The 12,409-nt window shown below is 61.3% G+C and carries 11 protein-coding genes; all 11 read left to right on the top strand.

From position 1 onward, the window contains the following. Positions 1-2 precede the first annotated feature (2 nt). The 11 genes from VE23_RS24410 (at position 3) to VE23_RS24460 (ending at position 12,408) form a co-directional block, all read left to right on the top strand. Positions 3-734, top strand: coding sequence for a sugar phosphate nucleotidyltransferase (locus tag VE23_RS24410; protein WP_049869442.1), 732 nt, complete (start codon positions 3-5; stop codon positions 732-734). 52 nt (positions 735-786) lie between these two features. Beyond that, the gene (locus tag VE23_RS24415; protein WP_198156212.1) at positions 787-2,226 is read left to right on the top strand and encodes a glycosyltransferase family 2 protein; all 1,440 of its coding nucleotides are present in this window, start codon (positions 787-789) and stop codon (positions 2,224-2,226) included. A 49-nt stretch (positions 2,227-2,275) separates the two neighbouring features. Next, positions 2,276-2,605 carry a hypothetical protein gene (locus VE23_RS24420; protein ID WP_021881604.1) on the top strand — a complete coding sequence of 110 codons (330 nt, stop codon included), beginning with the start codon at positions 2,276-2,278 and terminating at the stop codon, positions 2,603-2,605. A 262-nt stretch (positions 2,606-2,867) separates the two neighbouring features. Continuing rightward, on the top strand, positions 2,868-3,971 hold the full coding sequence (locus VE23_RS24425; protein WP_048745374.1) for a CgeB family protein: 1,104 nt from the start codon (positions 2,868-2,870) through the stop codon (positions 3,969-3,971). A 37-nt stretch (positions 3,972-4,008) separates the two neighbouring features. Further along, positions 4,009-5,196 (top strand): CgeB family protein, encoded by a 1,188-nt coding sequence (locus VE23_RS24430; protein ID WP_232317037.1) that lies wholly within the window; start codon positions 4,009-4,011, stop codon positions 5,194-5,196. A gap of 33 nt (positions 5,197-5,229) precedes the next feature. Further along, complete coding sequence (locus tag VE23_RS24435; RefSeq protein ID WP_049869445.1) at positions 5,230-6,813, top strand: glycosyltransferase family 4 protein; 1,584 nt, start codon at positions 5,230-5,232, stop codon at positions 6,811-6,813. A gap of 74 nt (positions 6,814-6,887) precedes the next feature. Further along, entirely contained in the window at positions 6,888-7,982 is a 1,095-nt protein-coding gene (gene wecB, locus VE23_RS24440) for a non-hydrolyzing UDP-N-acetylglucosamine 2-epimerase (protein WP_049869447.1), read from the top strand. Further along, positions 7,975-8,958 carry a polysaccharide biosynthesis protein gene (locus VE23_RS24445; protein ID WP_048750108.1) on the top strand — a complete coding sequence of 328 codons (984 nt, stop codon included), beginning with the start codon at positions 7,975-7,977 and terminating at the stop codon, positions 8,956-8,958. The genes wecB and VE23_RS24445 overlap by 8 nt, the downstream gene beginning before the upstream one ends. Next, on the top strand, positions 8,955-9,785 hold the full coding sequence (locus VE23_RS24450) for a dTDP-4-dehydrorhamnose reductase family protein (protein ID WP_049869449.1): 831 nt from the start codon (positions 8,955-8,957) through the stop codon (positions 9,783-9,785). Before VE23_RS24445 ends, VE23_RS24450 begins: the two co-directional genes overlap by 4 nt. Before the next feature lie 71 nt (positions 9,786-9,856). Beyond that, complete coding sequence (locus tag VE23_RS24455) at positions 9,857-10,810, top strand: NAD-dependent epimerase/dehydratase family protein (RefSeq protein WP_069202525.1); 954 nt, start codon at positions 9,857-9,859, stop codon at positions 10,808-10,810. Positions 10,811-11,064: 254 nt separating this feature from the next. Continuing rightward, on the top strand, positions 11,065-12,408 hold the full coding sequence (locus VE23_RS24460) for an ATP-binding response regulator (protein ID WP_069202526.1): 1,344 nt from the start codon (positions 11,065-11,067) through the stop codon (positions 12,406-12,408). Position 12,409 lies beyond the last annotated feature (1 nt).

Here is a 12,409-nt window from a genome sequence, read left to right on the forward strand (position 1 = left end):
TGTTGAAAGCCATTCTGCTTGCAGGAGGAACCGGTACCCGGCTGATGCCGCTGACGGGACTGATGAACAAACACTTGCTCCCGGTGTACAACTATCCGATGATCCACTACGCCGTGAATACGCTCGCGGCGGCGGGAGCGGATGAAATTCTCTTCATTACGGGCCGCCGCTCGGCGGGAATGTTCATCGAGTATTTCGGCAGCGGCCGCGGGCACGGGGCATCGATAACCTATCTCATCCAGGAGGAGGCCGGAGGCATCGCCCAGGCTCTTGAGCTGGCGAAGCCCTATGTCGGCAAGGAAGAGAAGTTCCTGATGCTGCTTGGCGACAATCTGGTCGACGACTCCCTCGAGCCCTATGTGAAGGCATACGAGAAGGAGCCTGCCGGAAGCGCGATGGTTCTGCTCAAGGAAGTTCCCGATCCGGAAAGGTACGGGGTGCCGGTGTTCGATGAAGGCGGAAAGATACTCCGAATCGAGGAGAAGCCGGCTGCTCCCGCTTGCAGCTACAGCGTGACCGGCATCTATCTCTACGACGGCAGCGTCTTCGACGTCGTCTCCGCGATTGCTCCTTCAGGAAGAGGGGAGCTTGAAATCACGGACGTCAACAATGTCTACGCGGCCGCAGGCAAGCTGGCGCATGCGATGCTGCAGGGCTGGTGGGCGGATGCAGGGACGTTCGATTCTCTTCTTGAAGCAGCCCGGCACAAGAAGGATGGAGAGGGACAGAAATGAGAGCCTGCTCCAGGAGCGGCTGCCGGAACGGGGCCAAGGAGGCCGCAGCTCCGTGAGCGGGCGGCGAGGCGCTTCCAGAACCGTTCCAGCAGCCGCATCAAATGCGATGAAAGCAGTTCCGGCAATGCCGTCCCTAGCGGCAAATGCGGCGGATGCGCCAGAGGAGGCGCCGCAGACGCACGCTCCCGGATGGCAGGAAGGCTTCGATCACGGCTTCGAAGCCGGGAAGGCAGCCTTGGGGCAGCGATGGCCGGGCACGAGCATCATCATTCCGACCTACAACAAGCGGGACTACCTGGTCCGCTGCCTGGACAGCATTCGGAGGCATACTCCAGAGCCATACGAAATCATCGTCGTGGACAATGCCTCGGCGGACGGGACGGCTGCCATGCTGGAAACCTATTCGCTGCTGCTTGGCCCGGGCAAGCTCCGCTTCCGGGTCATGGACCGCAATCTCGGTTTTGCGGGAGCGGTCAACCGCGGCCTCATGATGGCCAGAGGCGACAGGCTGCTGCTGCTCAACAACGACACGCTGGTGACGGAGCGCTGGCTGGATAACCTGACGGCCTGCCTGGAACGAAGTCCCTTCGCCGGCATCGTCGGTCCCGTCACCAACTTCATCAGCGGCAGCCAGCTCGTGAAGGTTCCCTATCGTTCGATCAAGGGGATGGATGTCTGGGCTCGGGGCCGCAACAAGCCGGATTCGCGGCGCTGGAAAGAGACGGCGAGACTGACCGGCTTCTGCATGCTGATGCGCCGCTCCTTGTGGGAGGCGATCGGGTACTTCGACGAGGGTTATCAGGTAGGAAACTACGAGGATGACGATTTCTGCCTGCGCGCGAGGCTGCTGAGCCTGCGGCTGTACATTGCGGGAGACTGCTTCATTCATCATTTCGGCAGCGTCACGGTGCGGGAGGAAGCCCGCATGACGGCCATCACCGAGAGCAACCGGCTCTTTTACAAGGCCAAATGGGAGGATCCGGCGGGCGTTCTTCGGGCGCCGTCGGCGAAGGATCCGGAACTGGCGAAGCCGGCTGGCGAGGCGTCCTTCTATCCAGGCGGGGTCGCTGCGGAAGGGGCCGACGGAACGGTCTGGTGGCTGGAGAGGGGAGTCCGCTGGAAAATCGAGGGAGGCTGGGAGCTTCCTTCCGTCCGCTTGGGAAGGCCCGTGCTGAGCAGCTACCGCCCGGCTGCGGCAACGATCGCTTCCAGCATCGCGGCTTCCCGCTGGAGAAGCGAGAAGTCCGCCCCGTCCCTGCCGCTGGACGGGGAGAGCTCAACCGGCGATTTTCCACCGCCCTATGCGGCATGGCTGAACGGCTCCCTTGCTTATGTGGAAGAGGGGCGGCGCAGGACCGTTCTCAACCCGGCGGCCGCGGAGCGCTGGGGGCTTCATCTTAAGCCCCTGATGCCTGAGGCGGATGCCGCTGCGGCGCTGCTACCGGCCGGGCTGCCTGTTATTGCTCCCCCTCTGCTGTACCAGCGTCTATGAAATCATGCGGCGGGACAAGGGCTTACAAGGATTCCAAGGAGGATATTTCATGAAGACAAAAAGAAGTGCCGTGAGAAAACGGCTGCCTTCCGCAGCGCTCGGGCGGCGAAAAAAAGCAGCCGGAGCGAAAAAAGGAAAGTCGGCCGCAAAGAAGAAGACTCGTTCCGTCAGACGATCGGCGGCGGCAAAACGGCCGCGCCGCCGGCAGGCGGCAGCGCGGCGCCGAGCCGTCCATGGGTTCGTGGAGCCGGCGATCATGCAGGGAAGCCCCGCTTTCCAGGCCGGATTCCAGCAGACGTACACAGAGGGGTATCAGGCTGGCTTCGGCATGGGCTATGAAGAGGGACTGCAATTCGCCTATGAAACCCAGCCCGGCTGATTTCAAAGCTTTCAGGCCGCCGTCCGGCGGCTTTTTTTTAGGCGACCGAAACGCTCCAGGCGGCTCCTGTCCGGCAATACGGGCATTCATCCGTTGCGGCAGCCGGATGCAGGGGACGCAGCCCGCGTCGTCGCCGCAGGCGTTCATTCTGCTAATCTAGTCATCCGCCATTTTTGGCGGCGCGAGGACAAGAGACCAAGTAGACAGCGGCCTCCGGACATATAGTAGGAGCAGAGCAAGGTCAAGAAGGGAGGCATTCGGCATGCCAAGCCACGTACCGCGGACGGTTGAAGCGGGAAGGCAGGAGGGGCATCGGATCGGATTGGAGGAAGGCCGCCGGGACGGCGCCTGCCAGGCTGCGGCATCCGCCGCGCGGGTATGGACGCCCGAAGCGCGAAGAGCCATGAGCGTCATGTACGTCCCGCAAGGGTTTCCGGCGATCGACCAAGGCGTGCAGGAAGCGCTGGCGATGCACGCCAGCTCGGTTGCTGTAAGCAGTCCCGGCACCATGTTCGTTGACGCGGAGAGGCTCAGGCCGGATCTGGTGCTCGTCATGAACGGCTTGCATCACGTGTTTCCGGCCGATCAGCCTTCACAGATCGCAGCGATCCGGAATTTGGGCATACCGGCCGCCATCTGGTTCGCGGACGATCCCTATTTTACGAGGGAAACGAGCAGCCTGGCGTTCTGCTACGATTACGTCTTCACCCACGACCTCGAGGCGGTCGATTTCTATCGTCGGCTGGGACATCCGCAAGTTCATTACGCGCCGCTCGGCGTCAATACGGGGGTCTACCATGCCAAGCCGGTTCCCCGCAAATACCGCAGCGACGTTTGCTTCATCGGCCAGGGCTTCTGGAACCGGATCGGGCTGCTGGATCAGGTGCTGCCGCAGCTGCAAGGCCTCAGGGTCGTCATCGCCGGGGGGGAATGGGAGCGTCTGAGTCCAAGGGCGCGCAAGAGCTGCCAGCTGCTTCCCGGCTGGATGCCGATCGAGGAGACGGTGAACTATTACAACGGCGCCCGGATCGTCCTGAACATCCACCGGACGACGGAACCGGGAGTCGACAACCACAACGACCACGGTCTCCGCGGCGCCTCCATCAATCCAAGGACGTATGAAATTTCCGCCTGCGGAACGCTGCAGATGACCGATATCCGCGATGACCTCGGCCGTTATTACGTGCCGGGACAGGAGCTGGACACCTTTGCCGACGCAGGAGAGCTGGTCGGCAAAATAAGGCATTATCTTCTTCATGAAGACCTGCGCAGAGCCGTCTCCGTGAAAGGGATGCTGCGCACGCTTCAGGAACACACCTTCGCCCGCCGCGTCGGAGATCTTCTGGATCTGCTCCCCCTGGGCTGACGGCGTGAGTGCTGCTATCAAAAGAGGAGGACTAAAGTTGGCAGTTAAATCCCTGCGCAAGGGCAGGCGCGCAGCCAAGCATGCGCCTTCCCGCGCAAGCAAGAAGCGCTTCCTGCAACCCGTCGCCCCGATGCTTCCGGATCCGGAGCTGGAAAGGGGCAGGGCAGCAGGCTTCGCGACGGGACATGAGCACGGCCGCTGGTTCGGCAAATGCGAGGCCGGCCTTTCCCTGGTAAGCTATTCGCCTCCCATATTCCCGCTTCATATCATGTTTATCGCTACCGCAAAAGGATATCCGTATTCTCCCCTGGACGCCTCCATCGCCGACTCGCTCCGTTCCATGACGTTGAGGCTCAGCGTGAGCGATACGCTGCAAAATTACGTTCAGCAGGCCGAAACGCTCCGGCCCGACGCGGTCATCTTCCTGGACGGCCTGCAGGCTCCGGTCGAGAACGTCGACGCCATCCGGGCGCTCGGCATCCGGACAGCCGTCTGGTTCACGGATGATCCCTACTATTCCGACATCACCCGCAAGCTCGCTCCGCATTACGACTTCGTCTTTACGCTGGAGAAAAACTGCGTCGAATTCTACCGCAGGCTCGGATGCCCCAACGTCCATTACCTTCCGCTCGGCGTCAATCCCGATGAATTCCGCCCCCGCAATCCCGATCTGTCCCTCCGCAGGGAAATCAGCTTCGTCGGTTCCGCTTATCACAAGCGCGTCGACTTCTTCGACCAGATCACTCCGTACCTCGCCACTCGCGATATTATCATCTCCGGTCTCTGGTGGGAGCGGCTGCGCGATTATCAGCTCCTCTCCTCCCGCATCCGGGCGGGCCACTGGATGGGACCGCTGGAGACGGCGGCGACGTACAACGGAGCGAAGATCGTCATCAACATGCACCGTGCCCATGACGACGAAACGTTCAACAGCAACAGCGAGATGATCACGGCGGTTTCTCCCAATCCCCGCACGTTCGAAATATCCGCCTGCGGCACCCTGCAGCTGACGGACGTACGGGAAGACCTGGCCAGCTTCTACACGCCGGGAGTGGAAATCGCGACCTATTCCTCGCCTCAGGAATTGGTCGAGAAGATCGATTATTACCTCCAGCACGAGCAAGAGAGGCAGGACATCGCGCTGCGCTCCATGCACCGGACGATGAAGGAGCATACCTACGCGCATCGGCTGAACTACATGCTGACGGCGATGTTTCCGTCCTGATGCGCCGGCTTCCGACCGAAGGGGGTGAAGAAATTGATTTCGAACCCGACCATCCTGTTCTTCTCCCATATATGCAGTCCTGACGCGATAACAGGAGCCGAGAAGCTGCTGCTGCTCACGATGACAGAGCTGGCCGGAGAGGCTTCATGCATTCTGGCCGTGCCCGAGGAAGGCATCCTGTCGGCAAGGGCGAGAGCGGCCGGAATCAGGGTGCATGTCACAGGCGCTGTCCCGATCTACTATTCCATGTATCAAGCCCACCCGGCCATTCTGGAGGAGGTTTCCGGAGGCGTCCACAGCTCCGGCATGGAGGCGCTGTACCGTCTTCTCATCGCCGTAAAGCCGCATGCGGTATGGGTCAACACCTGCGTTCATCCCCTGCCTGCCATCGCGGCGACGAGGCTGGGAGTGCCGGTCATCTGGTGCTTGACGGAGACGATGCGGACGTCGGCAGGGACCGGCAGCGTTCAGGAGCTGATGGAAGCCCATACCGACCTGCTGGTCGGAATATCCGCCTCGACCCTGTCGCCGATTCATTCCCCTAGCCTGCTCGCAAAGTCCGCCGTCCTCTATCCGGCGGTCGACGGGTCGAATTTCGAGCCATGGACCTGGACTTCCAGACGGGCGAAGCGAAGGGCCCAGCTGAATGTGGCCGAAAATCAATGCCTGATCGGCTTCATCGCTTCCCATCTCTATGAGAACAAAGGCCTCGACCACTTCATGGCGATGGCTCTGCATGTCGGAGCCAGCCATCCCGAAGCGGTATTCGCGGTCACCGGCAATCCGGTCGATCCGCCTTATCTGGAGCGATGCATCCGCATGGCGGCTTCCTCCGGCATGGCGGACCGGTTCCGCTGGCTGCCCTTCGAGACCGACATCCGCAACGCCTATCCTGCGCTCGATATTCTGGTCGTACCCAGCATTGTGGAGGAAGGCTTCGGGATGACGGCGCTGGAAGGGATGCTGTTCGGCAAGCCTGTCGTCGCGTACGCATCGGGAGGACTCGCCGAAATCATGCGCGCGACGGGAAACGCAGAGCGTCTGGCCGCTGCGGGCCATCCATACGAGCTGGCTGCGCTCGTCTCGCAGCTGACCGCGAACATGCCGCTGCGGCTGGCTGTCGCCGCAAGGAGCGGCGCGGCCGCCCTGGAGGTATTCGGCATGCCGGCCTACCGCAGCCGGCTGACCGAGCGGATCCGGCAGCTGCATCTGTCCGGCCGGACTTCGCCTCGGATCGTTCATGGAAGCGGCGCACAGGTATACGAGCTGAGGGATTGGCAGCTGCGCCCGTTCCGCAGCCCGGAAGCGTTGGCGGAAGCCGGCTATGCGCACCAAGCGCGGCAGGAGATGCCCGATGCAGTGCTGGCCTTGCTTGGCGCAGGCGAGCCGATCGGCTCGGATCCGCCGCATGCCGGGCATTCCCCGGCAGCTTCCCGGCGCGCTTCCTCGGGAAGCCGCCGCGCGAGCCGCCGCAGAAAAAGGCGGGGCGGACGCAAAGGCGGGATGAGGCCGCGCAAGGGAAGGGCGCTCTCCGCAGGCCGATCATCCCGCAGGAAAGCGGGCCGCCGGGCGGGCGGCGGCAAGCGCCGGCGTTCCGCAGGCAAAAAGCGGCGCTGAGCGATTGAGCATGCCGGCAGCCCGACTGGATGCTGTCCGGCAAATTACGAATGGCAGAAAGGCGGAACTATGACGTGCGCGTAATGACCGTACTCGGCACGCGGCCGGAGATCATCCGGCTGAGCCTCATTATCGGCAAGCTGGACCGGCTGGCGGCAAGCCATGTATTGGTCCATACGGGCCAGAATTATACGGCTTCGCTGAATGATGTCTTTTTTGAAGAGATGGGAATCCGCAAGCCCGACCATATCATGTCGGGAGGCAGCCATTCCCTCGGTGGACAGCTGTCGCTCATGTTCGGCGAGATGGAGCGGCTGCTCCGGCTGGAGAAGCCCGATGTCGTGCTGCTGCTCGGCGACACCAACAGCGCGCTGTGCGCGATCGTCGCAGAGCGGATGGGCATCCCGGTCGTGCATATGGAAGCGGGTAACCGGTGTTACGACCTGACCGTGCCGGAAGAGAAGAACAGGCGGATCATCGATTCCGTGTCGACCATCAACATGCCGTATACGGAGTACAGCAAGAGCAATCTGCTGCGCGAGGGCTTCCCGGCGAACCGGATCGTCCGGACCGGCAATCCGATTCATGAAGTGATGGAGCATTACAAGGACCGGATCGCCGCAAGCCGCATTCTGGAGCGGCTCGGACTGCTGGAGAAGGAGTATGTCCTCGTCACGACCCACCGCGCCGAGAACGTGGACGTGCCCGCCCATCTCGACGGCATCCTCGAAGGCTTGAATCTGATCGCGGACCGCAGCGGCAAGCGGCTCGTCTGCAGCATCCATCCCCGCACCCGATCCCGCATCGAATCCGGCGGTACGGCGGTCTCTCCCCATCCGCTCGTGGAATTCCATGAGCCGTTCGGCTTCTTCGACTTCGTCCGGCTGGAGCAGAGCGCCTGGTGCGCCGTATCGGACAGCGGCACCGTGCAGGAGGAATGCTGCCTGCTCGGCGTCCCGACCGTCACGATCCGCAATACGACGGAGCGGCCCGAGACGGTGGACTGCGGCAGCAACGCCGTCAGCGGCCTGCGTGCCGGCAATATCGCGGATGCCGTCGAGGTCATGACTTCTCTTCCGCCAAGCTGGACCATTCCGGCAGGCTATCAGTCCCCCGACGTATCCGACATCGTAGTGAAATATTTGCTTGGAGGGAAATGGAATGTTTGAAAACTCGCGTATTCTCGTTACCGGAGGCACCGGTTCCTGGGGGTATGAGCTGATTCGCCAGCTGCTGCCGCAAAATCCGAAGGAAATCGTCGTGTTCTCCCGCAGCGAATCCGCCCAGGTGACGATGAGCCGCACGTTCGAGGATTCCCGTCTGACGTTCCGGATCGGCGACATCCGCGACCTGGATGCGCTGACGAAGGCGACGATGGGCGTAGACTACGTCTTCCACCTGGCCGCGCTCAAGCATGTGCCGGTCTGCGAGGAGCAGCCCTATGAAGCGCTCAAGACCAACGTGCTCGGCACGCAGAACGTCATCGAGGCGGCAACCGCGAACAAAGTGAAGCGCGTCATCTATATTTCGACCGACAAGGCGGCCAATCCGTCGAATTTCTACGGCATGACCAAGGCGATCGGAGAGAAGCTGATCGTGTACGCGAACCTGCTTCACACCGATACGAAGTTCGTCTGCGTGCGCGGCGGCAATGTGCTGGGCACGAACGGAAGCGTCATCCACCTGTTCACGAACCAGATCCGCAGCAAAGGCCAGGTCCGCCTGACAGACCGCCGCATGACGCGCTTTTTCCTGACGCTCCAGGATGCGATCTCGCTCTTGTTCAAGGCATCGGAGGAAAGCCTCGGAGGCGAAATCTTCGTCATGACGATGCCGACCTGCCGCATCGAGGAGCTGGCCGAGGTGCTGATGGAGGATATCGGCGTCAAAGCCGACGTTATCGAGACCGGCATCCGTCCCGGAGAAAAGCTGCATGAAATCCTGCTCACCGAATTCGAAAGCAAGAGCACCGTCATCTACGACAAGGAATACCTCGTCATCCTGCCTCCGCTCGATATTCCCGGCCTGCAAGAGCATTACGCCTCTTATGAAGCGGTCGCCTTCGACAGCTTCTGCTCGAGCGAGAATCTCATGAACAAGCAGGAAATCCAGGATATGCTGAAGCGGGGCGGCTTCCTCTCATGAAGCTGCTCATCATCGGAGGCGGCGGAATGGCAGGCTCGATGATGGTCGACTATTTCCGCCGCCGCCCAGGGTTTGAAGTCGTCTGGACGACCCGCGACGGCCGCGGCGGCTCGCTCCAGCTGGAGGCCTCCGATCTGGAGGCCGTCCGGAGCGTGATGGAATTCCAGCGCCCGGATCTCGTCGTCAACTGCGTAGGCAAGCTCAACCGCGACGCAGAGGATCATCCGCTCGAGGCTTATATCGTGAACGGGCTGCTTCCCCACTGGCTTGCTTTCGCCGCCTCGGAGATCGGGGCGCGGCTGATCCACATCAGCTCCGACTGCGTCTTCGAGGGAGACCGGGGCGGGTACAGCGAGCACGATATTCCGGACGGCAAAAGCGTGTACGCCCGCTCGAAGGCTCTCGGGGAGCTGCGCGGCTCCGGGCATCTGACGATCCGCACGTCCATCATCGGCCCGGATGCCAATCCTGCCGGAATCGGCCTGCTGAAGTGGTTTCTGGATCAGAAAGGTTCGGTATCGGGATACAGCCGCGTATACTGGAACGGAGTGACGACGCTGGAGCTCGCGAAGGCGGTCGAGTATGCGGCTTCCCGGCCGGAGATCGGCGGCCTCGTGCATCTGCTGGCTGCGGCTCCGGCGAGCAAGCTGGAAATGCTGGAAATGTTCAAGCAGGCCTACGGCCGCACGGACATTGAAATTACGGCGTCTGCCGAGCCGTTCATCGACCGCACCCTCACCGCTGTACGCACCGACTGGGACTACAAGGCCCCAAGCATAGCGGACATGGTGGCAGAGATGGCGGAGTGGGAGAAACGGCGGCTCTGACCGCCGGGCCCGGCGGTCGCGTCTCGGCTCGAGGAAAGCGATGGACCGCTTGAACGAAGGGGGGAAGCGGCATGGAGGAGATGGTCCGGCAGAGGCGTCCGCTGCGCCTTCTGGTGACCGGTGCAGGCGGGTACTGCGGCCGCCATGCGGTAAAGCATTTTACAGAAGCAGAGGGATATGCGGTGGCCGCCATGATCCGGCCGGGCTCCGCGCCGCCGGAGGCGGCGGCCGGCTGCACGGTCGTCGGCTGCGATTTGGCCGACCGCCAGGCCGTAGCGAAGTCCATCGCCAAGATTTCGCCCGACGCGGTGCTGCATCTGGCGGGAGCCAATCATGCCGGCGCCTCCTGGAAGGATCCCGCAGGCTATCTGGAAGCCAATCTGATGGGCACGGTGCATCTGCTGGAAGCCGTCCGGCTGTCCGCTCCCTCCTGCAGGATCATCGTCGCCGGCTCCATGCTCGGCTACAGGCTGCCGGAGGACGGACCGCCCCGGCCGCCTCATCCCTACAGCCTGAGCAAGACGTTCCAAAGAGCCGCCGCCCTCAGCTGGCATTCCATGTACGGCATGGACATCATCGCCGCGGAACCTTGCAATCTTATCGGGCCCGGGCCCTCCGGCGGCCTTAACGCTCTGCTCGCCCGGTACGCGGCTGCTTGCGAGAAGGCTGCGGCGGAGGGAGAGGAGCCTCCGCTCCCGTTCCAGCTCTCCTCTCGGACCGAGAAGCGGGATTTCCTCGATGTCCGCGATGCGGTGCGGGGGTATGAAGCCATCCTGCGGGGCGGCCTCTCCGGGGCGACCTACGCCATGGGGTCCGGCCGGATGCGATCTCTCGGGGAGCTGGCCGATCTGTACCTCAGCCTAGCGGCTTGCCCGCTGGAGATTCAGGCTGGAGACAGCGAGGCGGCGTCTCCTCCGCCTGCGGATGCCTCGGCCTTGGCGGCTCTCGGCTGGAGCGCGGGCATCTCTTTGGAGCAGTCCTGCTCGGACACGCTGGAGGAGGCGCGCCGCGCGCTGAAGAGATGAACATCGGATGGAGATTCTCCTTCTCATGCTGGAGAAGCCGAAAAAATCAAACGGGATGAAACCGAGCGGAAATCGGCTACATCCCGTTTTTTTTCGTTGCTACTTCGTCCCGTTGGAGCGAGAAATAAAAAAATCGAAACTAGCGGGAAACCATTTTCCTAAATGAGAGTTTATCCGATATAATCGGAGTTATCTTATCCTATTTTGTCGAAATAAAAGCCCGTTACTCCACAAGTCGGAAAGCGAGGGGCCTCATGGATTTTCCCATCAATATCCTGCTCGTAGACGATCATCCGGAAAACCTGGTGGCCATTGAGGCGGTTCTCGTCGGAGAACCCTATCGTCTGGTCCGGGCCTATTCCGGTATGGAAGCTTTGCGATGTTTGCTGGAAGAGGAGTTTGCCGTCATTGTCATGGCTGTGCAGATGCCGGGGATGGACGGGATCGAGACGGCCAGCCTCATCCGGACCCGGGAGAAGACCAAATTCGTGCCGATCATCTTCATGACGGCCACGAGCAATAAGATGGAGCACATCTTCGCCGGCTATTCCGTAGGCGCGATGGATTATATGACGAAGCCCTTCGTTCCGCAGATCTTCAAATCCAAAATCGAGGGCTACGTCAGCATGTATGAAGCGAACAAGACCCTCCAGATTCAAAGCGAAACGTTGAAGAACCAGACGAGGCAGCTGGAGAAAGCCAATCTGGCGCTCAGTCAGGCGAAGGAGACGGCGGAGCTCGCCTCCCGCGTGAAGTCGGAATTCCTGGCCATGATGAGCCATGAGATGCGGACTCCGCTAAATGGAATCATCGGCATGTCCGATCTGCTTCTCGCCTCCGATTTGCCGGAGGAATTCACCGAGATGGCCGGCATCATCCACACTAGCGGTCATGCCCTGCTCTCTGTCATCAACCATATTCTCGAATTCTCCAGAATCGAATCCGGAAAGATGGAACTGGAAGAAGAGGCTTTTTCCCTCCAGCACTGCTTGATGGAGACGATGGACCTGTTCACGGCCAAAACCAGGGAACGGGACCTGGAAATAAAAGTCTTCATGGATCCGTCTCTGCCTTCTTATTTGAAGGGAGATGTCAACCGTCTCCGGCAGGTGCTGAACAATCTGGTCGGCAATGCCGTCAAGTTCACCCATGAAGGCGGCGTATGCATAAGGGTGGACAAGCTGGAGGAGACGGCTGATTCCCTTTTGCTTGAATTCAGGATCATGGATACCGGAATCGGAATCCCTCCGGACAAGGTTGACGAGCTGTTTCAGCCGTTCTCCCAGCTGGATGCCTCGACAACCCGGATGTTCGACGGCACGGGCCTCGGATTATCGATCAGCAAATCCCTGGTCGAGCTCATGGGCGGCACGATCCGGGTAGAACCGTCGCATGAACCCGGCACGACCATTATTTTTACGACAGCCGTCAAGCCGTTCCGGCATGACGACGTTCATCCTCAGGAGGATTCGGAATACGCTTCCAAAGAAACGATGCCACACGACAAGGGCATGGATGATCTCATCGTCAAGCCGGACCGATTGGACGTCGGGAAACCGGCCATTCAAAACTATGACTGGATAAAGGGGCAGGGTTGAG

This window comes from Paenibacillus sp. D9 (assembly GCF_001188365.1).
GTDB classification, from domain to species: Bacteria; Bacillota; Bacilli; order Paenibacillales; family Paenibacillaceae; genus Paenibacillus_O; species Paenibacillus_O humicus.